Origin of the sequence: Paenibacillus solani, from assembly GCF_050475945.1 — a bacterium.
GTDB classification, from domain to species: Bacteria; Bacillota; Bacilli; order Paenibacillales; family Paenibacillaceae; genus Paenibacillus_AQ; species Paenibacillus_AQ solani_A.
On the sequence record NZ_JBCMXJ010000024.1, the window covers coordinates 51,177 to 74,064 of the forward strand.

General features: G+C 43.1%; 24 protein-coding genes and 5 pseudogenes. 12 read left to right on the forward strand and 17 right to left on the reverse strand.

Going from position 1 to position 22,888, the window contains the following annotated elements; genetic code table 11:
- The first annotated feature begins 148 nt into the window (after positions 1-148).
- The gene (locus tag ABEQ74_RS27595) at positions 149-1,171 is read left to right on the forward strand and encodes a LacI family DNA-binding transcriptional regulator (protein WP_430125401.1); all 1,023 of its coding nucleotides are present in this window, start codon (positions 149-151) and stop codon (positions 1,169-1,171) included.
- A 95-nt stretch (positions 1,172-1,266) separates the two neighbouring features.
- Here the strand turns inward: ABEQ74_RS27595 and ABEQ74_RS27600 are convergent, their stop codons facing one another.
- Positions 1,267-1,770 (reverse strand): hypothetical protein, encoded by a 504-nt coding sequence (locus tag ABEQ74_RS27600; protein WP_430125402.1) that lies wholly within the window; start codon positions 1,768-1,770, stop codon positions 1,267-1,269.
- A 98-nt stretch (positions 1,771-1,868) separates the two neighbouring features.
- On the reverse strand, positions 1,869-2,558 hold the full coding sequence (locus ABEQ74_RS27605) for a Crp/Fnr family transcriptional regulator (RefSeq protein WP_430125403.1): 690 nt from the start codon (positions 2,556-2,558) through the stop codon (positions 1,869-1,871).
- Positions 2,559-2,639: 81 nt separating this feature from the next.
- On the opposite strand from ABEQ74_RS27605, the gene ABEQ74_RS27610 reads away from it, so the two are divergent.
- Positions 2,640-3,413: an HAD-IIB family hydrolase gene (locus ABEQ74_RS27610; RefSeq protein WP_430125404.1), complete on the forward strand. Its 774-nt coding sequence runs from the start codon at positions 2,640-2,642 to the stop codon at positions 3,411-3,413.
- Between the two features lie 360 nt (positions 3,414-3,773).
- Positions 3,774-3,994, forward strand: a pseudogene (locus ABEQ74_RS27615) (hydroxylamine reductase); the annotation flags it as partial.
- 138 nt (positions 3,995-4,132) lie between these two features.
- Here the strand turns inward: ABEQ74_RS27615 and ABEQ74_RS27620 are convergent.
- Together ABEQ74_RS27620 and ABEQ74_RS27625 are read right to left on the reverse strand one after the other, a co-directional pair.
- The gene (locus tag ABEQ74_RS27620; RefSeq protein ID WP_430125405.1) at positions 4,133-4,291 is read right to left on the reverse strand and encodes a hypothetical protein; all 159 of its coding nucleotides are present in this window, start codon (positions 4,289-4,291) and stop codon (positions 4,133-4,135) included.
- A gap of 161 nt (positions 4,292-4,452) precedes the next feature.
- The gene (locus ABEQ74_RS27625) at positions 4,453-4,902 is read right to left on the reverse strand and encodes a VOC family protein (RefSeq protein ID WP_430125406.1); all 450 of its coding nucleotides are present in this window, start codon (positions 4,900-4,902) and stop codon (positions 4,453-4,455) included.
- Between the two features lie 109 nt (positions 4,903-5,011).
- Between ABEQ74_RS27625 and ABEQ74_RS27630 the strand changes: the two genes are divergently transcribed.
- A complete protein-coding gene (locus ABEQ74_RS27630) occupies positions 5,012-5,950 on the forward strand; it encodes a helix-turn-helix transcriptional regulator (RefSeq protein WP_430125407.1) in 939 nt (312 codons plus the stop codon).
- Positions 5,951-6,140: 190 nt separating this feature from the next.
- Positions 6,141-6,382: pseudogene (locus ABEQ74_RS27635) on the forward strand (hydroxylamine reductase); the annotation flags it as partial.
- Positions 6,383-6,441: 59 nt separating this feature from the next.
- On the opposite strand, the pseudogene ABEQ74_RS27640 reads toward ABEQ74_RS27635, so the two are convergent.
- Positions 6,442-6,635: pseudogene (locus tag ABEQ74_RS27640) on the reverse strand (VOC family protein); the annotation flags it as partial.
- A gap of 164 nt (positions 6,636-6,799) precedes the next feature.
- Positions 6,800-6,979 (reverse strand): DUF6440 family protein, encoded by a 180-nt coding sequence (locus ABEQ74_RS27645; RefSeq protein ID WP_430125408.1) that lies wholly within the window; start codon positions 6,977-6,979, stop codon positions 6,800-6,802.
- 122 nt (positions 6,980-7,101) lie between these two features.
- Between ABEQ74_RS27645 and ABEQ74_RS27650 the strand changes: the two genes are divergently transcribed.
- Entirely contained in the window at positions 7,102-7,353 is a 252-nt protein-coding gene (locus ABEQ74_RS27650) for a hypothetical protein (RefSeq protein ID WP_430125409.1), read from the forward strand.
- 234 nt (positions 7,354-7,587) lie between these two features.
- Here the strand turns inward: ABEQ74_RS27650 and ABEQ74_RS27655 are convergent, their stop codons facing one another.
- The gene (locus ABEQ74_RS27655) at positions 7,588-8,754 is read right to left on the reverse strand and encodes an MFS transporter (RefSeq protein ID WP_430125410.1); all 1,167 of its coding nucleotides are present in this window, start codon (positions 8,752-8,754) and stop codon (positions 7,588-7,590) included.
- 91 nt (positions 8,755-8,845) lie between these two features.
- Here ABEQ74_RS27655 and ABEQ74_RS27660 point away from each other — a divergent pair, with 91 nt between their 5' ends.
- Positions 8,846-9,715 carry a LysR family transcriptional regulator gene (locus ABEQ74_RS27660; RefSeq protein WP_430125411.1) on the forward strand — a complete coding sequence of 290 codons (870 nt, stop codon included), beginning with the start codon at positions 8,846-8,848 and terminating at the stop codon, positions 9,713-9,715.
- A 105-nt stretch (positions 9,716-9,820) separates the two neighbouring features.
- Here the strand turns inward: ABEQ74_RS27660 and ABEQ74_RS27665 are convergent, their stop codons facing one another.
- Positions 9,821-10,975: an MFS transporter gene (locus ABEQ74_RS27665; RefSeq protein WP_430125412.1), complete on the reverse strand. Its 1,155-nt coding sequence runs from the start codon at positions 10,973-10,975 to the stop codon at positions 9,821-9,823.
- Between the two features lie 316 nt (positions 10,976-11,291).
- On the opposite strand from ABEQ74_RS27665, the gene ABEQ74_RS27670 reads away from it, so the two are divergent.
- From ABEQ74_RS27670 to ABEQ74_RS27680, 3 genes and pseudogenes are all read left to right on the forward strand, one after another.
- Positions 11,292-11,624, forward strand: coding sequence for a winged helix-turn-helix transcriptional regulator (locus ABEQ74_RS27670; RefSeq protein WP_430125413.1), 333 nt, complete (start codon positions 11,292-11,294; stop codon positions 11,622-11,624).
- Positions 11,617-11,905: pseudogene (locus ABEQ74_RS27675) on the forward strand (winged helix-turn-helix transcriptional regulator); the annotation flags it as partial. The gene ABEQ74_RS27670 and the pseudogene ABEQ74_RS27675, both read left to right, overlap by 8 nt.
- A 54-nt stretch (positions 11,906-11,959) precedes the next feature.
- Positions 11,960-12,325, forward strand: coding sequence for a winged helix-turn-helix transcriptional regulator (locus tag ABEQ74_RS27680; RefSeq protein ID WP_430125414.1), 366 nt, complete (start codon positions 11,960-11,962; stop codon positions 12,323-12,325).
- 379 nt (positions 12,326-12,704) lie between these two features.
- On the opposite strand, the gene rlmD is transcribed toward ABEQ74_RS27680, so the two are convergent.
- The 4 genes from rlmD to ABEQ74_RS27700 form a co-directional block, all read right to left on the reverse strand.
- On the reverse strand, positions 12,705-14,216 hold the full coding sequence (gene rlmD / locus ABEQ74_RS27685) for a 23S rRNA (uracil(1939)-C(5))-methyltransferase RlmD (protein ID WP_430125415.1): 1,512 nt from the start codon (positions 14,214-14,216) through the stop codon (positions 12,705-12,707).
- A 444-nt stretch (positions 14,217-14,660) separates the two neighbouring features.
- A complete protein-coding gene (locus tag ABEQ74_RS27690; RefSeq protein ID WP_430125416.1) occupies positions 14,661-15,542 on the reverse strand; it encodes a diacylglycerol kinase in 882 nt (293 codons plus the stop codon).
- 18 nt (positions 15,543-15,560) lie between these two features.
- Positions 15,561-16,325, reverse strand: a complete 765-nt coding sequence (locus ABEQ74_RS27695) for a sirohydrochlorin chelatase (protein WP_430125417.1) — start codon at positions 16,323-16,325, stop codon at positions 15,561-15,563.
- Between the two features lie 3 nt (positions 16,326-16,328).
- Positions 16,329-16,619 carry a YerC/YecD family TrpR-related protein gene (locus ABEQ74_RS27700; protein WP_053489879.1) on the reverse strand — a complete coding sequence of 97 codons (291 nt, stop codon included), beginning with the start codon at positions 16,617-16,619 and terminating at the stop codon, positions 16,329-16,331.
- 285 nt (positions 16,620-16,904) lie between these two features.
- Between ABEQ74_RS27700 and ABEQ74_RS27705 the strand changes: the two genes are divergently transcribed.
- Entirely contained in the window at positions 16,905-17,501 is a 597-nt protein-coding gene (locus ABEQ74_RS27705) for a hypothetical protein (protein ID WP_430125418.1), read from the forward strand.
- 182 nt (positions 17,502-17,683) lie between these two features.
- Here the strand turns inward: ABEQ74_RS27705 and ABEQ74_RS27710 are convergent, their stop codons facing one another.
- From ABEQ74_RS27710 to ABEQ74_RS27730, 5 genes are all read right to left on the reverse strand, one after another.
- Positions 17,684-18,049 carry a YrhK family protein gene (locus ABEQ74_RS27710; protein ID WP_430125419.1) on the reverse strand — a complete coding sequence of 122 codons (366 nt, stop codon included), beginning with the start codon at positions 18,047-18,049 and terminating at the stop codon, positions 17,684-17,686.
- A 197-nt stretch (positions 18,050-18,246) separates the two neighbouring features.
- Entirely contained in the window at positions 18,247-19,203 is a 957-nt protein-coding gene (corA, locus tag ABEQ74_RS27715) for a magnesium/cobalt transporter CorA (protein WP_430125420.1), read from the reverse strand.
- Positions 19,204-19,312: 109 nt separating this feature from the next.
- A complete protein-coding gene (locus tag ABEQ74_RS27720; protein ID WP_430125421.1) occupies positions 19,313-20,302 on the reverse strand; it encodes an inorganic phosphate transporter in 990 nt (329 codons plus the stop codon).
- 15 nt (positions 20,303-20,317) lie between these two features.
- Entirely contained in the window at positions 20,318-20,932 is a 615-nt protein-coding gene (locus ABEQ74_RS27725; protein WP_053489885.1) for a DUF47 domain-containing protein, read from the reverse strand.
- A gap of 229 nt (positions 20,933-21,161) precedes the next feature.
- Positions 21,162-22,289 carry a DUF3048 domain-containing protein gene (locus ABEQ74_RS27730; RefSeq protein WP_430125422.1) on the reverse strand — a complete coding sequence of 376 codons (1,128 nt, stop codon included), beginning with the start codon at positions 22,287-22,289 and terminating at the stop codon, positions 21,162-21,164.
- 424 nt (positions 22,290-22,713) lie between these two features.
- Between ABEQ74_RS27730 and ABEQ74_RS27735 the strand changes: the two are divergent.
- Positions 22,714-22,888 (forward strand): annotated as a pseudogene (locus tag ABEQ74_RS27735) (Crp/Fnr family transcriptional regulator); the annotation flags it as partial.

The window sequence follows — 22,888 nt, forward strand, 5'->3', positions numbered from 1 at the left end:
CATAATTTTGGCTTTATTGACTTCTGTTCATAAACAAACTACAATTAATCCACGAAAATATTTTTCGTAAACTATATATTTCTAATCTAAATTATAGATTTTAATAGCTTTTTTACGAATATCGCTTTCGAATAAAGGAGGGTTCATAGTGAATAATAAAAAGATAGCTGAGATGGCTGGTGTCTCATTATCCACTGTCTCAAAAATTATCAATAATTATAGTGACGTTTCTGAAGAAACAAGAAATCGGGTTCTTGAGATCATGCGCAAGACAGGTTACACACCAGCGCCTTCATTAAAAAAATCCAACTTAATCGTTGTTATCTTTGCGGGTAAGCAAAATGTTGATTTTACTCACCCTTTCTTTAATGCAGTGTTAAATTCATTTAAGAAGCAGGTCGGATCTCTCGGTTATGACTTGTTGTTCTTAACAAATACAAAGACTGATGGCGAAGAAAATGACTATCTATTGCGCTGTCTATCATACCAGGTGGCTGGTTGCGTCATTATCTCCGGTCAAGAAATTGAACCTTCTATAGACGCTCTAGACCAGAGTGACATCCCTTGTCTTGGCGTAGATATCAAGCTCACAGGTAAGAATTCAGGATATATCATGTCTGACAACTACAAACTGACTTCTAAAGTCGTAGAGCATTTCTACTTGATGGGATATCGGGATTTAGGATATATCGGTAGTTCAACTTCATCGAACATTTCGAATATTCGAGAATCGGGTTACCGTGATGCTATGGATGCTTTAGGGTTAACCATCCATCCTGAATGGTTTGTTAACGGGACAGACTTCTTCGAGCAAAGCGGTTATCATGCGATGAAGAAAATTCTGCAAGCTGAGAAGCTGCCCCGTGCGATCTTTGCTGCTTCCGATCTAATCGCCATTGGCGCGATGAGAGCTCTTGAAGAACATCATTTAAAAGTACCAGAGGATATCGCAATTATTGGTTGTGATGATATCGAGGCCTGCAAATATACAAAACCTACACTAACAACGATGAGGCAAAATAAAGAGAAACTGGGCGTTCTCTCTGCCCTAATGCTGTATGACCTTATCAATAATCAAGCTAGTACAAGTTCCTTTGTTGTAGAACCTGAGCTTGTAGTCCGTGATTCTTGCGGCAACCAGAATGGCAGCTATGGCGTTTACTCCTCTTAATAGAAAAGAGAAAAACTAATCTATCGCAAACCACAAAAAGTGCCTGCTCAAAGGATGAGCAGGCACTTTTTATGTTACGACTGGCCATGGATATTTTATAGCAGCGGGTTCTCGTGTTTCGCTTTTAGTATCGACCAGCGCCGCTTCACTTCTTTTTCGAACTCGCCAAGCATTTCTTTGTTTTCTTCCTTGAGCAGATGTTGATTATAGTAACAGGTGAAGAGAAATGGCGGGGAGCAATCAAAATCATCTCCACCGTCTGGGAAACGATCGAAGCTTAATCCTGTACTTTGCAACCTATGATCCAAAAAGTCACACATGGTTCCACCAAGTTCAACCGAAACCCTTCTTGCAGATTTTCGTACATTATTTGACTTTATTCGTTCGGGCTCCTCGTAAAAATAAACGGTAACTATTCGCTTGAATAAATCCGCATTACCATCTCCACATATTGAATTCCCTTTCATACTATATTGTTCATGGTCATCATTACAGAGAACAGGCGTAGTTAAAGGACTCGTTTGGTTTTCTGAACGTGCTGCGAGAAGTTTTTTAATCTCGTTGTTTGATTGAATGACCATGTGGTTTGAGCGCAGCAATTCTTTCAGGACATCCCTGATTTCTTCGAGCAACACATCTTGATTATGGCACTACGGGGTAAAGTTCTTCCTTAAAGTTTAATTATATTTCCGGCCGTTTATTCATACCGCAACTCATTTGACAGCTCATCTAGACGTTCCCAATCTAAAACGGTTAGGCATTTTTTCTCTTTTTTAAGCACCTTCATATCTGTAAGACTCTGGATTACTCGATTTAAATGACGAGGTGTAGTTCCTATCAAAGATGCAATCTCAGAAATATGCGAAGTTTGAATTTCCTTACCGAACTCATTTTGCAATCTCGTCGTTAATAAATAACTCGCTAGCCGTTCCTCAACAGATGCTAATAAGTTAATTCTTGAAGCCGTAGTACATGTTTGTAGCTTGTACGAGAGATGCTTTATAAGTTCGAGCAAGAATCTGTGATCATGCACCAGTTTTGTTTCAACAGTTTGTTTGTTAATAAACAGAAAACTAGATGGTTGAATGGCTTCAACCTGCGATTGGATGACTACTTTTTGAAAGAGTTCAACATCCCCAAAAACCGATAACGGATGGCAGAACCTTAAAAGCAATGATTTCCCTGTACCCACACTAGAAGACACCTTAGTTTGACCCTCAACTTGGAAATAAACACCTGTCAATTCATCACCTTCTCTCAGTACTACTTCACCCTGTTCATATACATTAAGATAAATAGGGAGGGATTCAGGTTCAGAGAATAATTGATTCAGGTTAAATTTTGAGATGTAATGCTGTATATTTTCTTGATCTATATATGATCTCATCATGTACTCCTTTTTTGGACATCTGTCCTTTTCATTATACAAGAAACTGATAAGATTATAAAAAACAAGGGGGTAACAGGAATGAAGTTTGTTTTTGATCTGGATGGTACCATATGCTTTAAAGGAAAACCTTTAAGCAAACAGATGATCAATGCATTAGAAGTGTTAGTGGACAGAGGACATGAAATTATATTTGCCTCGGCTAGACCCATTCGAGATCTATTACCTATATTACCTCCGCAGATGCACCATTTCCCGATGGTAGGAGGGAATGGTGCATTTGTTGTTACGAAGGGACTCAACATTTCCACTGTTCACTTCGACTCATCTACGGCTGACGATATTATCAAGATAATAAAAACCTTTGAAGCCGATTATTTGGTCGATAGCGCTTGGGATTATGCTTATTCAGGTAATTATGAGCACCCGATTCGAAGAAATTTGGATCCGGATCAAAGAGCGAGAAATGTTCGTCTTGAAGATTTAAATGAGATTGTGAAAGTAGTTATTTTGCGTAGTACCGATGTGCAAAAAATGTTAATCGAGTTGAGAGAGTTACCGATTGTTACTTATTTGCATGAGTCGGAAGATATTATCGATATCAGCCCTAAAGACGTTAATAAGTGGACAGGTCTACAAATGATGGGTATAGCTCCCCTTGATTTTATTGCATTTGGCAATGATGCAAACGATGTACCTATGTTTAGACAGGCCATGCGTTCCATCTGCATCGGAAATCATCCCGAACTAATGCTCTTTACTTCAGAACAGGTCATTAGCGACGAAGAACAAGTCATCAATAAAATAATAGAGGTAATGGAGGAATTAATGTGTTCAACTAACGCAGAACGATAGTTCATTGGGTAAAAGAAAAAGAGGGGCTAATTATTAAACCGACTAAAATCGGTATACCACCAAAAATAAAAGGAGTATTTTTCGATACTTTTTCGCTTAAATGATCTGGCAAATAATCTACTAGTATAGACACCACCACAAACAGTATGACGACCGTCAATCCTATAACAATAAACATGCCGGCATAAAAGGGATCATCAAACTTAGCGTCATCCCAGTAAGTTTAATAGGTTGATATTGGTTCCACCGCCCTCCTACCTCTTTAGCATCATAATTCGAAAATAGGGGGGTTTTTCCTCTCAGACCATAGGGAAAAGGATACCGAGATAATCTCGATATCCTCTGCTTCATCAATATCTCAATAAACTAGGTCAAGGTGAAATCGGCGATATTCCGCGGGTTCTGGACGCCGGTCAATGCAATGATTCTTACTCCCTAGTCGTTATTGCATAAAAACTGAAGGAAGCCCTGCGCTCCCTGCATTCCTGTCGCCTAACGTTGCCAAAGTCCTCGTAGAGAACTTCGGGATCGGCGGCATCACCAATGTAGAAGATGACATGAAAATGTTCCTTGGTGCCTAAAAAAGAATGCCCCTCGCCGGGGCATTCTTTTTCTTGAAATTCAGTAATATTCATAGCGTACTCAGCCGTTGCGAGTTGACTAAAATTTTGTTCCTTGCCATTAATAATAACGGAAGCTTCTTCATAGGAAGGTCTTGCTTATCCTTTAATAACTTCAACCTTTTTAGCCCCTGCGTCCTTCGCTATCTCTAACGTTGTTTTACCTTGAGCAGCGACTATCACGCCTGTAGCCAGCATAGAGACGACTAAAGCTGCGCTGAGGGCTGTGAAAATCTTCTTTCTGTAGCAATTGACCATTGACCATACCTCCAATACCGTTAATCAATATCAGTTATTACTTAGACTTCACTAATTAATATGTTGTCCGCATAATCAATATTCGGAGGTAGGATGTAGAATCACTACACGAGTTTATCTCCACATGTGTTGAGTTGACAGTGACAATAACCATGCATGTTTTATTTTAGTCTATCATCGTACATTAATTGAATATGAATGCCGAACGGGTCTTCAATAATGCCGTATGCTTTGCTAAACACATTGGTGGATAATGGAACTATGATTCGCACCCTATCGTCTGTAGTCAAGCTCTTATAAAAATGTTCAATTTCTTCTAGGTCCGCACTTTGAATACACAATGAGGTGTTGTTGCCGACTACATATTGTTCTGTGGCATCCATTGGATTTTCTGCCAGCATGACTTTTGTTTTTCCGATGGACAATACGGAGTGAGTAATATATTCTTTATTCTCATCCGTAAGCTGCATCGAGCTTTCGCGTTTTGCCATGTCTTCATAGGTTACAAGCAACAATTCCTCTGCGTTCAAATGTTTTTTGTAAAAATCGATCGCTTCTTTTGCTTTTCCGTTCATGGACAAGAAAATAGCTACTTCTAGCGTTGCACTCATTGTACCAGTCTCCTTTTGGATCATAACGTTAGGCGATTTGAAGTATACCTTGAGCTTATTATAGAATATAAAGGTATCAACTATTGACACCATTATAAGGGGATTTACGGTGAAGAAATCAGAAAGATTAAATGACATGATTAGATACTTAAATGGCCGGGAGTTCTTTAATTTAAGTGACTTAATGGATCAATACAATATTTCAAAAAGTACAGCCTTGCGTGATGTTAACTCATTAGAGCAATTGGGAATGCCCATTTATTCGGAACAAGGCAGACATGGACGATATGGCATTTTAAAAAACAGATTATTATCTCCTATTATTTTTACGATGGATGAAGTGTTTGCTCTGTATTTTGCCATGTTAACGTTAGATGCATATCAATCCACGCCATTTCATTTAAGTGTCAATCAACTAAATGAGAAGTTTGAAAACTGTCTTTCTAAAGAACAAATCAAGCAGATTCACAACATGAAAAAAGTCCTGCAATTTGAAGTTTATCCTCATCATCATGTGAGTCGTTTTTTAGATAAAATTCTAAAAAGCATCCTTAATGAGAGCAGCTGTAGGATTCAATACACGAAAAATAATCTGGAAAAAAGCTACCATGTTCAATTTTTCAGCATTTCCGCCAAGTTCGGTCAATGGTATGCAACTGGAATAGAGTTGAATTCCAATAAACATAGAGTTTTCAGATGTGACAGAATAACCTCTATGGAAGAAGAGGACAGCGGTTCTCACTTTTCCATAGATGAACTCGTGAGTCGCTCATTAGAAATGTACCGTTCTGAGAATAGTATTGACTTTGAAGTCGAGATTTTAGAACAGGCAAAGGATATTTTTTATAAAGAGCATTATCCTTCGATGAAAATGGAAAGTGGCGATAAGACAGTTATTAAGGGGTTCTATAATCCAGAAGAAGCGGAATTTTTAGCCGACTATTTTATGAGATATGGTCATTATGTAATGTCAGTGGAACCTGAATCATTAAAACAAATGATCCAAGATCGAATAGAGAATCTTTCAAATCACTATCAAAAGCTGTAGTTCGAGGTCTTATTGTGATGTGCAAGTTCACAAGATATGTGACTCAAAACGATAAGTGTGTAGTTTCCAAAACGTCATTTCTTGGTGGGTTTGACTGTTTCCATAATTTTTTCAAGACTACTACCCATTTACTTTCTATATCCTCTTTTTGGTGATTCGGATTTTCCTTATTAAAATTTTGAATCGAATTGAAGTATTCGGCCTTGAGAATATTAATGATTTGCCGATTTCCTATAACATTGCCTGATATGAGCAGAAAGCGGTGATCGTGCTGCTTGCCCTGCTATATCTTGGCGTTAAAAATATTCATCTGGGCCCTACGCTCCCTGCATTCCTGTCGCCTAACGTTGCTAAAGTCCTCGTTGAAAACTTCTGGATTGGCGGCATTACTAATGTGTGGAAGATGACATAAAAATGTTCCTTGGCGCCTAAAAAAAGAATGCCCCTCGATAGGGCATTCTTTTTCTTAAAATTCAGTAAACACGCATGTTTTATTTTAGTCTATCATCGTACATTAATTGAATATGAATGCCGAACGGGTCTTCAATAATGCAGTATGCTTTGCTAAACACATTGCTGGATAATGGAACAATGATTCGCACCCTATCATATGTGGTCAAACTCTTATAAAATGTTCAATTTCTTCTAAGTTCGCACTTTGAATACACAGTGAGGTATTGTTGCCCTGTTTAATAATTCTCATAATCGTTTAAAGGATTGGATGGTGCGTTTTCAAGGAGTTGCGTAAAGCATCTTAACAAAGAAAAAGACACAGCAATTGTTTTCACAATCTAACAAGAAAAAATGCTTCCAGACAGCTCAAAACTGTATCATTTTAAATAGCCCTTACTACTTTTTAAAATCCTTATCTACCAAGGGTTTCCCTTCTTGGTCAAACATAACAGTTAGCCCAAGCCCATAGCCTTCTCTTTGCGACATATACAGAATTCCTGTTTCATTATCACGAATAACTTTAATCACATCAAATTTTCCTTGAGTATAAATAGTTTCAAAACGCTTATCATCCATTATTTCACTCTCCTTTTCATTATTATACTATTAAAATTAAAATCTTACTTAAAAGCAACAAAGTTTACGAAAACAGCCTTTATAAAAATCGATCGCTTCTTTTGCTTTTCCGTTCATGGACAATGAGTGACAAAGAATTACCAGATGAAAAAAAACATATTTTAAATATGGGGCTTGATTTAGGTGAAGGTATATTAATGGCAAGCGATACTAAGGAGCCAATGCACTGGGATTTGGTCCCAAATGTAACGATAAGTCTAAATCCAAAATCCCGGGAAGAAGCCGACCGCTTATTTGCGGCATTAAGTGAAGGGGGAAATATAAATATATCCGATTGCAGATCAACCATGGGGAGATTACTTTGGGCATCTTAGGGATAAGTTTGGTGTAGCATGGGATGTTATGGTTAGAATACTCTTCTTATCCAATATAACGTCGCTATTCTCCAAACGGACGCAATAGTTGAGCAAAAGAGGAAGAAAATAATCAAGACATGCTAAAACCTTCAACAAGATTCCTTATGAAATGCCAAATATCGGAGAGCATTAAAGAAAAATAAAAACCCAACTGAATATCAAGGCAGTTGAGTTTAGAAAACATTTATTAGTTCATTTTTTATTTAAGTGAAAAGAATATCTGATAAAAATAAGTGCGAGTATGACGAATAATCCACCAATCCAGCTTAAATTTACTATATTCATAAATTGAATAATGATCCCTCCTAACGCAGAGCCCAGCATCATTCCCACATTCATCAATGCGGTATTAAAACTGAGTACCGTTTCAGAGGATTGTGGTTTTAGTGAAATCAGATAAAATTGCTTTGCTGGTGTCGTTGTCCAAGTTGCTACTCCCCAAAAAGCTAGTGTGACAAATACCCCCACTACCCCGTACTGTGTAAACGCTAGTACAAATAAAGAGATGATATGAACACATAAACTTAATGATATCGTTCGATTAGGTCCCCATCTGTCTACCGCATATCCTCCAAAGCGTGAGCCAATAAAAGCAAAAGTGCCTAAAACAAATAAAGCTATACTTGTCATTTCTATAGAAAAACCAGCAGTATGACTTAATAATGGAGCAATGTAAGCAAACACCAAAGTGTATCCTAAAATCCAAAATATCGTTGTCATTAAACCAGTAAGGACTCGTTTATCTTTAATAATTTGTAGCTGTTGTTTAAATGGCAGCGATTGGTTTCCTTCTATAACAGGTAATAATTTGTAAAATCCTATCAATAAAAAAACTGTGCCGATAGCAATGATTAGAAAAATATAGTGCCAATCAAAGTGTCCAGCTAAAAATGTTCCAATAGGCACTCCAAGTACTAATGAAACAGTGAAACCTGTAATGACTGTTGCCATAGCACTACCTCTTTTTTCTGGAACTGCAATTTGAGCGGCATAATTAGTGGCAACAACAATATATAGTCCTCCACTCATTGCCATAATGACTCTGGATAACATAAGAATGACAAAATTACAGCTGAAAAATGCAACTAGATTTCCTAGAATAAATATAGAGATAGCACATAAAAGTACTTTCTTGCGGTCAAATTTAGATGTTAGCATGACCAATACCAATGCTCCAATGGCATAAGATAAAGAATAAATCGTGATCAACTGACCAGCTATTGAAATCGAAACATCTAATTCAAAAGAAATCAGTTCTAAAATTCCAGAAACAACAAACTCTGCTGTTCCTGTTACAAAAGCTCCTAAAGCCAAAAGTAAGATGATTAGCTGATTTATATTCTTTTTCATTTTGTACATCTCCTTATATTTGAAACGTTGTATTAATTTTAAGTCTCGTGTTAGCATAAGTAAAATTGATGTTTCTAATTAAGGAGATGAGTAATAACTCATGAGTATTGTTCGATTTGAAATCATCGCAAAAGTTGTAGAGCTTGGAAGCTTTACAAAAACTGCTGATGCGTTAAATATGACGCAATCTGCAGTAAGTCATGCTGTAGCCAGTTTAGAATCAGAATTAGATACCTCCTTATTGATTCGTGACCGCAAAAAGGGAATAACACTAACAGAAGTGGGACAAAAAGTCCTTCCGCATATAAGAGAAATATTAAAAAGAATGGATAGCATCCATCAAGAAATTGCCTTAGTGACTAATTTAGAAACTGGAATCATTCGTATTGGTACATTTGCAAGTGCTTCTTCGTGTTTATTACCTAAATTGTTATCCAAATTTCAGAAGAAGCATCCTAAAATAGAATTTAAGTTTTACGAAGGGACCTATGAAGAAATTACAGAATGGCTGGGTTCAGGTATTATTGATATAGGATTTGTGGTAAAAGGAAAATCAAACCCAAATTTCGATTTGGTTCCTTTGATTAAAGATAAGATGGTGGTTGCATATCATCCCGAACACCGTTTTCATACCAAAGAAACAGTGGAAATGAATGATTTACTAGATGAGTCTTTTATTATGCCGACAGGAATGTATCAATCACATGTAGAGGAGTTGTTTGAAGAAGCACAAATAAAACCTTTCATTCGTTTTGAAGTGCATGATTGTACAACCATTGCGAATATGGTACAGGAAGGTCTGGGAATTACCATTGGTCCAGAATTATTTTTAAAGACGCAGCAGAACATAAAAACCAGCAAGCTTAATATGCAAAATAGCCGTGTAGTGTCCCTTGCTTGTGAATCGATTGAAAATGCTTCTCCTGCAGTAAAGGAGTTTCTTCGTGTGGCGAAGGGTGTTTTTGAGTGAGAACAAGGAAAAAGTTTTAATAAAAATAAAAGATGCACCACTTGTAATAAAAAGATCATATCAAGTGGTGCGTTTAGCCGTTTCCCATTGATAATATTATTATCCTTATTGAACATTAGCAGCAGGAATTTTTCCGCGAATAAACGGTAGCAAGGATATTAAACCGAGAATTGCTAATATAGCTCCCACCCATAATGGAGAACTAAGTCCATATCCAGCATCAATCGTCAATCCTCCTACTGCTGAACCTATCAAAAGACCTAAATTAATGGCGGAATTATGGACGGTGGCTACGAGTGTTCCTGTACCAGCAGCTCTGGTAACACGTGTCGCCATTGCAGGGTTCAATGTTACGCCCACTAAACCAATTACAACAGCAGCAGCGACGGAAATCACCGGAACTTCTACAAAGATACCAAAGATAACTAAGGCAACGGTTAGTATAACCAAGCCGATTGTTAGTGTAGACAACATATGGACGTCTGCTAACCTGCCGACAATGATATTTCCAATAATCGTAGCAACTCCATAGATGGCAAGGATAAATGGTACTATTTTGGGATCGAATCCTGTTAGGTCGCTTAGTATAGGTGTAAAATAACTAAAAGCTGCAAATGTAGCACCTATAATAAGTAAACTCGTAGCATAGGCAGACCATAAACTGTACTTCTTAAATGATTCAAGCTCTTTCTTAAGACTCATCTGTCCTTGAGAAGCTAAGTTTGGAATAAAATATTGCATTAGTATCGCTGCTATAAATACCAGGACAACAACTGCCCAAAAACTGGAACGCCATCCAAGGTATTGATCAAACAGCATCGCAAATGGCACTCCGGCAGCAGTCGCTACCATTAAACCTCCTAAAACGAGGGAAGCAGCTCTTCCTCGTGCTTGAGGTGAAACAAGCTGAAATGCAATCGACATAGACACGCCAAAGGTAGCTGCAGAAGCCACACCAGTAATTATTCGTGCGGCCATCATCACCCCATAGTTAGGAGCAATCGCACCAAGCGTTTGTCCGATAAGAAATACAATAGTAACGGTTAACAATGCCTTTTTACGCAGGATTTTTGATAATCCAATCGTTAATAATGGACCGCCTATAATCATTCCCAACGCATAGGCGGAAATCAGGTAGCCAATGGCAGAATATGATACCCCGAAATCAGCTGAGAGGGAGGGCAACATTCCAGCTACCATAAACTCCGATGTCGTTTGTGAAAAAATAAGAATTCCTAAAATATAAATCGCAAATGGCATGTAATCAACTCCAGTTTCTTCACTAACAAATTTTTGTTTGCCCCTTTTAGTAGAAAAGAAGTCATGGTATTTAGTGAATGATTATTTATAACAATTATGCCGAGCAAAATTCAGCTTGAACAGTAGACATGTTTTTCATACTTAGTATGGTAAAAGGTACAAATGAAGCCACGTCTAATGTACAGCTTTATTATTTTTTATGAATTTGTCTATACAAAGCAGAATCCTTCACTTTTCTTCTTTCTCTTCAGTATGATTAATGTACTTAGTATGAAATAGTGACTTAAAGCTTTTATTTTAGAGGAGGAAGGTTCTTTTGGAAGATCTATCAAAATACGGAATTGTTTCTGCACTTCAAGCAATCGGTGGCAAATGGAAGCCGCATATATTATTTATCCTTTTAGAAAAAGGGACGAAACGTTTCGGCGAATTAAGACGTTTCATGCCTGACATAACGCAGGGCGTACTAACGCAACAACTAAGAGAGTTAGAAAAGGACGGACTAGTCACCCGTGTTGTTTATCCGGAAGTTCCACCAAGAGTAGAATATTCCTTATCAACACATGGAAAATCATTGGAACGTATTTTAAGAGATATGTGTGCATGGGGTTTTACTCATGAGGAATTTGTAGAACAAAATAAAATATAAGATGATTATTCTCTATTGGCTCTGGAGTACTGCGATTCAATGAGTTAAAACGTAGTATAGCTTCTATTTCTTTTAAGTCATTAAGCGTGATCTTAAAAGATATGGAAGCAGATGGAACTGTGATACGTAAAGAATACCCACAAGTGCCTCCAAAAGTAGAATATTCACTTTCTGAACGGGGAAAATCTATTCTTCCTATTTTGAATAGGATGTGTAATTGGGGCGAGTTGATAGAATGTATATGTTTAGACATAGAGATTAACTTGAACGTAAAAAATTGAAAATAATGCACTTTATGGTTACTAGGTTACTTGAAAGTAAGGGAGGGAATTATCATGAATAAAATAAATACAGGGTTTGATGTGGTTCAAAATATAATAAGTGGCAAATGGAAAAGTATCATTCTCTATCAATTGGGATATGGAGAAAAGCGAACCAAAGATTTACTCAAGATTTGTGAAGGTGTCTCACATAAAGTATTAAATGAACAGTTAAAGCAACTGCAACAAGATGGACTAATTAAACGTGCCGTATACTCAGACGAAGTTCCAATCAGGGTAGAATATACGATAACGGATTATGGACGATCCTTCCTGCCATTATTAAAAGAAATGTGCGACACTGGAGACAAACATCTAAAAAAACAAGGAATAACAGCATATGATCATAAGGTTTGTGAGTATAATGAATCACAAGCATAATTCTTTGAACCTGAATCATTATAAATGGGCAGAATTCAGGAAGACTAAGTCCGGTTGGGACATGGAGAACCAAATGTAATGACACGAACAGGTGGTATTTTGCCACCATCTATTTTTGTAATCCTCCCCCCAGATGTAACATGTTGAAGAAATGCCATTTTGTAATAGAAATAGGCGCTTTCCCTACTTCATTTGCCCATGTTGGCGTTATTCCGTAACGAGAGACTGCAAACGGAAATACACCAATTCCATCGAATAACTTCCTAATGTTAGTTCGGTAATAGTTCACCTCTACTTTTCATTCTTAAGCATAAAAAAAGACGCTCATTTTAATTGAACGTCTAAAAATTATGGAACCTCTTTAATTTACTAAGGAATTCTATATAGTTTTTCTTTGTAGCAACGCCACACTCTCCACATGCACCGTATGCGGGAACATATCCACCGGCGTTACCTCAACCGTACGATACCCGCCATCCTCCAGCACCCGCAAATCCCGTGCCAGCGTGGACGGATTACAGCTCACGTACACGACCCGCTCTGGCTTCATCTCAAGGATCGTTTCCAAGAGACGCGGATCGCAGCCCTTACGCGGGGGATCGACCACAATAACATCTGCCTCGATGCCCTGCTCTTTCCAGCGTGGAATGACATCCTCGGACGCACCGACCTCGAACTCCACGTGGGTCATGCCGTTCAGCTCTGCATTCGCGCGGGCATCCTCGATCGCTTCCTTCACGATCTCGACCCCATACACCTTCTTGGCATGTTGGGCTAAGAACAGAGATATCGTTCCGATGCCGCAATAGGCATCGATCACGGTCTCTTCCCCAGTTAATCCGGCATACTCCACCGTCTTACCGTACAGCACTTCGGTTTGAGCAGGATTCACCTGATAGAAGGATCGCGCTGAAATGGCGAACTTCACGTCGCCGATATAGTCATGGATGACTTCACGCCCCCATAATACACGGGTTACATCACCGAAGATCACATTCGTTTTACGTGTGTTCACGTTCTGACAGATGCTGACGACAACCGGGAGTTCCTCACGGATAGTCGAGATCCATTCGTTCACGCGCGGAATCCGCTCGCCATTGGTGACGAGTACAATCATCATTTCCTTGGTCGCAAAACCAATCTTAACCACCACATGACGAAGCAGGCCTTGACCTGTCTCTTCGTTATAAGCAGTGATGCCCAGCTTCCGTCCAATAGCTTTAACGCGACTGACAACCTCGTCATTCTGCTCGTGCTGTATAAGACAGGTCTCCATGTCCACGATCCGATGGCTGCCGCGGGCGTAGAAGCCGCCCACAAGGCCGCCTTCCGTCACGCCAATAGGCACCTGGGACTTGTTGCGGTAACGCCAAGGCTCGCTCATGCCGAGCGCAGGACGAACCAGAATTCCTTCTTGATCTGAATGGTCAGCATCTTGTCCATCGCCCACACGCGTCTCTACAGCGCCTGCCGCTTCACGCACGACCCGCAGCTTCCCGATTCGCTCCAGGTTGTCCACGACCAACTGGCGCTTCCACGCAAGTTGCCCGGCATAACTCATATGCTGCAGCTGGCAGCCGCCGCATTGATCATAGATTGGGCAAGGCGCAGCGATCCGATCAGAGCTGGCCTGAACAAGCTCCATCAGCTTGGCATAACCGTACTGCTTCTTGGTCTTGAGCACCCTCACCCTGACCTTCTCGCCTGGCAGGGCTCCCGGAACGAACAGGGTGTAGCCTTCGGCCCGGCCTACTCCTTCCCCGTCATGGTTCATCCCGATAATATCGATGACAACCTCGTCATTCTTCGCCACCGGCAGGTCTAGTAGGGCTGCCGAACTGGCCGGCTTGCTGCCGCGATGCGGGCCGCTTCCCTTGCGGTTCTTCTTCATGATGTGCTGTTCACTTCTTTCCGTTCAACTTGTCGCTTACTACTACTCTATATTCCCCATCGGAGCTCCATCCATAAATGCCGAATAGCGCTTCCGTTAGCTTTCTTCACTTGCAGCATTAAATCTCAAAAAACTTATATCATATAAACAACAAAAAGCTCCCTTTGGGGAGCTTATCGTACAAAGCTCACGTCCATCATTATACGGGAGCCCTGTATCTTATTCAATCCATCCAAGCTGTAAATCCATTCATTTCCTTACAATAGACAAGAGCCGAACCGGGGAATGTTGAATAAACCCACTTATCTCCACACACCTCATCACACGGTTCGCCTGCCTAACCGACCCTTAGGGTTGGTCTGAGAAAGATATTCAGCACCAATCGATCGCCCACCACTGAATTCCGGGCACTGCCAATGCTATCCATCCCCGTAAAGCCTTAACTCAGCCAAAAATCCGGATATGATGCGGAAGCACACTAAATGTACCCGGCAGAACGCCACCGAACTCACCGTCCAGGTTCAGCTGAACCTGTCCCGGAGAGACAACCTCCATATAGTCGGTGCGGAAATGCACAATCTTCTTGTCATTAATATGCTCGCCACGCAGAGCAAGCGTTGCTACGCGAACGAACTCCGCAAGATTGCATTTGCGCAAGGCAATGACATCGAGCAAGCCGTCATCAATGCTCGCGCCCGGTGCGATTTTGTCGAAACCGCCGACCGAGTTGCTGTTGGCAATAAGGAACACCATGAATTCATCATGGATAGCCTGATGACCGCTGGCGTTAATGATGAGCTCCTGTGGCGTGAGACTGACCATCTTCTCAATCCCTTTCAAATAATACGCCAACTGCCCAATCACTGTCTTCAGCTTGCTAGGCACCTCATATGTGAGCTCGGTCAACGTGCCACCGCCCGCAATATTAATGAAGTAACGGTCATTCGCTTTGCCGACATCAATCGGACGCGTCTCGCCTCGAATCACCTGATCGCAGTACTCCTCCCAATTTCTCGAGATGCCGAGTGCGCGTGCAAAATCATTCGTTGTTCCCAGCGGAAAAATACCCAGTGGCGGAAGATTATCCTTGCCGGCCATTCCGTTAATGACCTCATTGAGCGTACCGTCGCCACCGGCGGCGATGACAAGATCATACCCGCGTTCAACGGCATCTGCCGCTTCACGGGTCGCATCCCCTTCTCCGGTTGTGGCATGACAGGAAGTCTCAATTCCAGCACTGTCCAGACGGTGCAATATATCAGCAAGCCGACGCTTCATTTCCTCCCGGCCGGAGGTCGGGTTATAGATTAACCTTGCATTTCTCATGAACGATACGCCACCTACTTATGTTTTCAAGGATTTAAGAAGAAGCTTCGCCTGTGACTCCATCCACTGCGGCAGCAGCGGATGTGGAAGCAGGGTTCGGCCTGAATAACGGCACTCCAGTCCCTCGAGTCGGTCAGGGATTACCTTCTCCGTAAAATATCCCTCACTCAAAAAAAGCGGAGCCACGATTACTTCGCAGCCGCGCTCCATCCATGCTGTTACTTTATCCCGCATATCGCCGGGACTGAGTAAGGCATAATCCGCGCTTATACCGCTTACCTCGCTAACTCGCCGTGCCAATGAGTTAATACCCTTTTCCCAGCGGCGGCGAAACAGATCATGTCTGCTGCCATGCCCAACGAGAAGAATAACCTCCTTCTCCGGGTTAACCGACAGCTCTCTTACCTTATCCCACACCATACACGCAATCTCGGGATCATCATCAATCGGTGTACCAAAATGAACCCGGGAACGGACCCTGAATGGTGCCAGGTCCGTATCCATGTCCGGCGCTGCCTTTGCTCCTATAGCATAAGCGATTTCATCGACATGCGTGCTGCCGGACGAAACAAATAACGGAATGACCACAATGTCGGTGACACCCTGGTCTTCCAAGGCCGTGATGCCGTCCTGAATCAGACGGCCCTCTACCAATTCCAGATATGAAGATACGACCGGTATATCTAAGTATGATGCCATCTGCTTCACGGCTTCGTCCACCAGCGATACCCATTTCCGTTCACGTGAACCATGGCTAATGACCAGCACACCCGGCTTCATCATAACTTATCGTCCCAGGCGCTCCAGCGTCATTTTATAACCGTCATTGCCGTAATTCAGGCAGCGCTTCACACGCGAGATGGTTGCCGTGCTTGCTCCCGTTTCGGCTTCAATCTGGTTGTATGTGCATCCCTTGCCAAGCATACGCGCTACTTCTAGCCGCTGTGACAAGGACTGGATTTCGTTCACGGTGCAGAGATCATCGAAGAATACATAGCATTCTTCTACGCTGCCCAGAGTAAGTATCGCTTCGAATAATTGATCGATGCTTTTATCATTTAGCTTCTTTAATTGCACTGAATGATCATCCCCTATTGTTACTGTGTATAACACTTGCACTCTCATTGTACCCGAGCGGATATAGTATTTTCAAGCATTAACGATTTCACGCGCTACAGGACGACCATTCCCTTGGGCCCTTCGTCACGGTCCAGCTCATCTCACCCGGCAAAAGACGCTTACAAGTCTCCTGGGCTATCGCCCGATTCCGCTCCTATCCCGAAAATCGGGATATTCGCCTAAACCCATCGCCCGCCCGTATCATACAGTATTGTATCTTAACTCAAAAAGGAAAGTGATATCATGACTCGTCATTCACACTACTATCATCGCCGCCCCGCCTCCACTCGCTCACTTAGTGAGTATGAATCACCGCCGCAGACGCCATCGCCATACCCTGGCATTGCTCCATACAACGATTATTCCGATGTCGGCGAAACTGCATTGTATCCTTATACCGACACGGCTTCTGATCCGGAGGCCTCGGCTTCAGCCTTGGCCCCATCCACAAATTCCGGCGGTGGCGGGGGCCTGGCAAGTCTCCTGGGAGGGGGCGGTGGCAGCGGAGGCGGAATAGGCAAGCTTCTCAGCGGGCTTGGGGTCAACAATATGAACGACATCAAGGGCCTCATCGACAAGATGGGAGGCATTGACGGCATCGTCAACAACATCGGCAAGGTGCAAAAAGTGGTGCAGGGCTTCCAGCAGCTTGCCCCCATGTTCTCCGTGCTGGCAGGCGTGCTCGGCAAGAAGAAAGGCGGCGGTGGATCTTCAGCTAACCATACTGACCTTGACGACGGCTATGAATATAAGCCGAGAAGGCGCCGCTCCTCTGGAAGCAGACGCCGGTCTGGTACGCGCAGGACCTCCGGCTCCTCCAAGAATAGACGCCGCCGATAGCCTATGATGAAATGCCCCCATCTCACGGGATTGCTAGCGGCTCTGTCAGCCTGCCCTGACGCCTGAACGCAGCTGCGTTCATACACACCATATGTATGCAGGGCAAGAACATACATCACGCAGCAGGCTCCAGTCTATCTTTGAGGACTGGAGTCTACTCTTCGTTCATATCAGATATCCATTCAACGTGTCCAGTCTCCTTCAGAATCCGTATCAGCAGAATCGGCATGTTTATGTGATTTGAACTGGAACCAATAGGATCCCCGCAGACCGGAACGCAGCAGCATCGTAATACTGCCTAACAAATACAGAACAGTCGGAATTCTCTTCATCTGGGGATAGAACATCAGAATACTCCCAGCAATAAACAACAAGCCTGTCAAGATCTCGCTGATGACCATGCCTACCTCATAACGATTCGTGACAGCGAGCTTGCGATTTGTGTTTCTTTTCCTTATCCTTGCAAAGCGAAGCAGCCGGGAACGCAATGGCCCATCTGGTTGATGCGATGAACGCTTCTTGTGATGTGGTTTGAGCCTGAGTTTCATATGCCGTCCCTCCTCAGCAAGCCTTTACCCCTTAAGGAGGAACAAGAAACGATAGTTAATGAGCATAGAGCCCATAGATTCATGCCAGCTTCTACGCTAATCTGATCGCCTTTTTACAGGTAATCCAAGCATCAATTGTAAGCCTGGAAATCACTCCGACGCTGGACTGGCGCAGAGTTTTCCCCATGAAAGGTCCCTCATTTAAACCAGCCCCTGCGCACGAACCACACGACCATGCCCGCGCCAAGCACGAACATCAGGACCAGCACCAAATAATACCCATAATGCCAGTGCAGCTCCGGCATGTTCACAAAGTTCATCCCATAAATCCCGGCAATCAGAGTAAGCGGCATGAAGATGGTTGTGATGACCGTCAAGGTTTTCATAATCGTATTCATCCGGTCTGAGTTCACAGAGATGTAACTGTCCCGAAGATCGGCCGTCATCTCACGGTCGGCTTCGATCATGTCCGCTAGCTTCAGCAGGTGATCATATATATCGGAAAAATAGGCATGGTGCTTATGATGCTCCAAATGCTGTGAATTCACGATCCGGTACATCAGATCCCGCATCGGCACAACCGTCCGCCGCAGGCGGAGCAGCCTTGCCCGCAGGGCAAACACCTGGTTCATCAGAATCTCTACTGAATCCTTCTCCCCTTGGCTTTCCAGATCTGCCAGCTCATCCTCGATAGTGAAGAGGCTTGGGAAATACTGATCAACCAGCTTATCCATAATGGTATACGCCGTGAAGCTCGGACCGTCCTTCCCCAGCGCCCTCTTATCAGCAGCCAACACGATACGCTCCCATGCCTCATCCACTTCGGTCAGCGGCTGCTGGTGAAAGGAGACAACGAACGCCTCGGACAGGAACAAATCCACCTCAACAGCCTGGAGCGTATCCGACTGAAGCGCATGCAGAACAAAGAACTGCATTCCTTCGTAATAATCCATCTTAGGCCGCTGCAGCGTATGCAGACAGTCCTCCACCGCCAGTGGATGAAAGTGAAAATAACTCTCCAGCTTCTGTGCTTCTTCCGGCGTTGGATTGTTGAAGTCTGCCCAGATCCAGGCATAATCCTCCATGCGCATATCCTCAAGCGATAGCCCGGTGACCATCTCATGGTTTGGTGTTATAGCCAGCGTCCGAATCATGATAGAATATCTCCTTTCTCATGAGCTATATCTTTTATTACACAAAAAAAGCCAATCGTTTCCTGATTGGCCCCACAACTATCCATTCTCTATGTGTAGTGATTCATGTTTAGAAGAATATTTTAAAGATGACTCCTGACAGTACAGCCGTAATTGGAATCGTAATAAACCAAGTCACAACAATGCGCCCTGCCAGAGACCATTTAACGGCGGAAAAGCGTTTAGCCGATCCTACGCCGAGAATCGCCGAAGTAATCGCATGTGTCGTGCTGATCGGCAAATGCAGTAGCGTTGCCGAGAAGATGACGGATGCAGCCGAGAAATCAGCGGCGAACCCGTTGATTGGCTCGATTTTAAAGATTTTGGTACCCATGGTCTTGATAATCTTCCAGCCGCCTACGGACGTTCCGAGGGCCATTGCGGTCGCTGCCGAAATTTTAACCCAGAGCGGTACTTCCATCTCGGTCAGTTGGCCAGAGGTTACCAGCGCAAACGTGATGATACCCATCGCCTTCTGTGCATCGTTGGTACCATGCGTGAAGGATTGCAGTGCTGCAGTGAAGATTTGCATGGTGCGGAAGCCTTTGTTTACCGTATGCGGACTCCGCTTGGCAAAAATAATCTTCAGCAGCTGCATCACCAGATAACCGATCACAAATGCGATAATCGGTGATAGGATCAACGCCAAGACAATATCCGTAAATCCGGCATAATTCAACTTGTCACTTCCTGCTCCGACAAATACCGCACCTGCCAAAGCCCCAATAAGAGCATGCGATGAGGAAGAAGGAAGTCCGAACCACCAGGTAACCAGGTTCCAGATGATGGCTGCAAGCAATGTTGCAATAACAACCTCGATCCCGTTATCCAGCGTGGTAGGGTCAGCGACACTGCCTCCGATGGTCTTGGCAACTCCAGTGAACAGCATCGCACCGATAAAGTTCATACTGGCTGCAAGAAGAATCGCTACTCGCGGTTTCAGAGCCCGGGTGGATACCGACGTCGCAATGGCATTCGCCGTATCGTGAAACCCGTTAATGAAGTCAAATGCAAGCGCCAAAAAAACAACAATCACTAATACTAACATCGTTGTATCCATTGTTCAAAGACTCCCTTACGAGTTGCGCATAATGATGGATTCCAGCATATTTGCCACGTCTTCGCAGGTGTCCGTGGTCGTCTCAAGACGTTCGTAAATCTCTTTTTTCTTGATCAGCAGAATCGGGTCAGAGACGGTAGCGAACAGATCCTTGATGCAGATGCGCAGCAGCTCGTCGCCTTGGTTCTCCAGATCGTTCAAGCGGATCGTGTACTCACGAATAGCCAGAAGTTTCTTCTGCGAGAGCAGATGAATGGCCTTCTGAATTTCGTAAGCCGATTGACGCAGAATTTCGGCAAACTGTACCATGTACTCGTCAGGTTTCCCCAAATTGTACATATAGAAGCGGGATGCCGTAGCTTCCAATCCGTCCATCACATCGTCCATGCTGGTTGTCAGGTCCATGATATCGTCGCGTTCGATTGGCGTGATAAACGTTTTGTTGAGCTCAGTAATGATGGTATGCGTGTAGGTATCACACTGGGACTCGTATTTTTTCATTTCATTGGCAAATTCAAGCACATCTTGAAGATTGGAAACGTGCTGCGAAAAATAATCTGCGGCTTGTACCACCGTATCGGCCATATTCTCCAGCGTTTGGAAGAATATATCCTTTTTCTTCAACTTCATACTCTTAACCCCTTTTTTGGATAAATTGCCGCGAACGCTGTAATAAAGATAGACAACCTTGACTATCTTATCACATCACGGCAGGGTGTGTATAGAAAAGTAACATTCAAAAATGTAAGAAACTCACAAAAAAGAAGTAGCATGGATGCCCTGACCATTCCTTGCCTATTAACATCTCCGGATACGTACATATTATTCCAAAATGTACCCAGATTTACCTTCCCTTATATCAAGGATTCGAGATGGTCACATGACTATCAAACGAAGGATCATTAGGCACAATGTTAAAATATGTCGTTCCTGGAACCAGCGGGACTTCCTTACCGTCCTTCACGAAGCGGATCGCATCATCTGCCGCATGGACCCACTGTCCATGGATGACCTCTCCACGCTGAAACAGCATCGCTTCGCCGCCTGCTTCCACGTTCACGGCCAACCGGCCTACATCATCAAGAACCTTATGATCCGCGCCGAGCACAATCACATTCGCTGCCTCAAGCTGTGTATTGTCATTCAGATCCACATGCGGCGATCCGTTGATCGACCGTTTGTACGTATTGGATGAGCCGTCATACTCATAACCCACGATATAATTGTTCAGTAAAAATTTGATTTCTACCTTTTCTGCAGGGTCACCGGAAACAATCTCCAAAGGTTCAGTGCCCTCTGCCCCATCGACGCTAGCCGCGCTTGTCTCCGAATAGAATGGATATTGCGGCACCTTTACGTCGTTTCCATAATTAAGCTTCACCGCTCCTTCGCGGAGCTTCTCATCGCTCGAATACAAATTATGCGGTGCTTTGCGGTCCTTATCTCTCCAGAAATAGGCACCGGCGTTCCCAATCTCGTCGAGATCCTGCTTGCCCTGCTTCTGAATGATGGAATACGCCTCGGGGCTGCCGCCTGCATGTACCAGCACACCGCCATAGCTTTCGCCAAGACGGATCAAATACGGACGAATGCTGCGGATCGGTCCAATCTTCTCAATCCCGCTATGACTCTGATAGATAGCTATCAGTCTAGTGATGCCTCCCTCCGCGAGAACTTCATACACCATATCGGCTTGTCCCAAACCCGACTGGGGCCTGGCGGCAGGTGCATTATTTATCATAACGGCCAGTGGCCTCTGTGACAGTGATTCTTCTAATGGCATGCCAGTTAAAGGCGCCTGATATAGAGAAGAAGTACTCTCTTCTGGCACTTCTACCGGCTCATCAATCGGTGCCTCCACCTCGGTTGGCGGAGTCGGCTCCACCTGCTGTTTCCCCCCGCTGCATCCGGACAGCAGTAGAACCGCTGCTATGGACAACAAGCTTGTCCTCCATGCCATTTTCCTGAAAGACCCTTTGCTTTGCATATCGTTTCCCCCTAATACTCCCAATACTTATTACCCTAATATTCCAGACCGCTTACCCTATATTGCCAATCTTATTTCCAACTTTAAACTCCATTTAATCACAAAATCCTTGCTTTGTCTGTACAAACAAAGGATGGAATAGAGGAATGATTATCCCGTGCCCCTCTTGGATTATGGCTCCAGATTCCTTGACCAGACAGGCAAATACTCGCCATGACCGAGGATAATGCTGGAAAGTTCACAACTTTGTGATATTTATCACGTGTAATGTGAAAATTTTCACTTATAATAAAGACATAGAGAAGGTGATCACTTCCCAAGACAACAAGAATCGACAACATCGACGGTTTTAAACAAGATTAGCAACTTAGCTTCCAACCTGTTCATCAAAATTACAATCTAACTCAACTAAGGAGTGGTTCATATGTTTAACAACTGGCTGAGAAATAACAAAATTGCAATGTGGCTTCTGACCTTCATCCGGGTTTATATCGGTTATGAATGGATGACGGCAGGCTGGGGTAAATTGACGGGCGGTTTCGATGCTGGCGGCTTCCTGCAAGGTGCAATTGCCAAAGCTGCAGGTGACCATCCCGCTG

Coding starts and splice junctions, on each gene's coding strand:
- ABEQ74_RS27605 (WP_430125403.1), bottom strand. CDS start 2,558: ATGAGATCATATATAGATCAAGAAAATATACAGCATTACATCTCAAAA.
- ABEQ74_RS27610 (WP_430125404.1), top strand. CDS start 2,640: ATGAAGTTTGTTTTTGATCTGGATGGTACCATATGCTTTAAAGGAAAA.
- ABEQ74_RS27620 (WP_430125405.1), bottom strand. CDS start 4,291: ATGGTCAATTGCTACAGAAAGAAGATTTTCACAGCCCTCAGCGCAGCT.
- ABEQ74_RS27625 (WP_430125406.1), bottom strand. CDS start 4,902: ATGAGTGCAACGCTAGAAGTAGCTATTTTCTTGTCCATGAACGGAAAA.
- ABEQ74_RS27645 (WP_430125408.1), bottom strand. CDS start 6,979: ATGGATGATAAGCGTTTTGAAACTATTTATACTCAAGGAAAATTTGAT.
- ABEQ74_RS27650 (WP_430125409.1), top strand. CDS start 7,102: ATGAGTGACAAAGAATTACCAGATGAAAAAAAACATATTTTAAATATG.
- ABEQ74_RS27655 (WP_430125410.1), bottom strand. CDS start 8,754: ATGTACAAAATGAAAAAGAATATAAATCAGCTAATCATCTTACTTTTG.
- ABEQ74_RS27660 (WP_430125411.1), top strand. CDS start 8,846: ATGAGTATTGTTCGATTTGAAATCATCGCAAAAGTTGTAGAGCTTGGA.
- ABEQ74_RS27665 (WP_430125412.1), bottom strand. CDS start 10,975: ATGCCATTTGCGATTTATATTTTAGGAATTCTTATTTTTTCACAAACG.
- ABEQ74_RS27680 (WP_430125414.1), top strand. CDS start 11,960: ATGAATAAAATAAATACAGGGTTTGATGTGGTTCAAAATATAATAAGT.
- rlmD (WP_430125415.1), bottom strand. CDS start 14,216: ATGAAGAAGAACCGCAAGGGAAGCGGCCCGCATCGCGGCAGCAAGCCG.
- ABEQ74_RS27690 (WP_430125416.1), bottom strand. CDS start 15,542: ATGAGAAATGCAAGGTTAATCTATAACCCGACCTCCGGCCGGGAGGAA.
- ABEQ74_RS27695 (WP_430125417.1), bottom strand. CDS start 16,325: ATGATGAAGCCGGGTGTGCTGGTCATTAGCCATGGTTCACGTGAACGG.
- ABEQ74_RS27705 (WP_430125418.1), top strand. CDS start 16,905: ATGACTCGTCATTCACACTACTATCATCGCCGCCCCGCCTCCACTCGC.
- ABEQ74_RS27710 (WP_430125419.1), bottom strand. CDS start 18,049: ATGAAACTCAGGCTCAAACCACATCACAAGAAGCGTTCATCGCATCAA.
- corA (WP_430125420.1), bottom strand. CDS start 19,203: ATGATTCGGACGCTGGCTATAACACCAAACCATGAGATGGTCACCGGG.
- ABEQ74_RS27720 (WP_430125421.1), bottom strand. CDS start 20,302: ATGGATACAACGATGTTAGTATTAGTGATTGTTGTTTTTTTGGCGCTT.
- ABEQ74_RS27725 (WP_053489885.1), bottom strand. CDS start 20,932: ATGAAGTTGAAGAAAAAGGATATATTCTTCCAAACGCTGGAGAATATG.
- ABEQ74_RS27730 (WP_430125422.1), bottom strand. CDS start 22,289: ATGCAAAGCAAAGGGTCTTTCAGGAAAATGGCATGGAGGACAAGCTTG.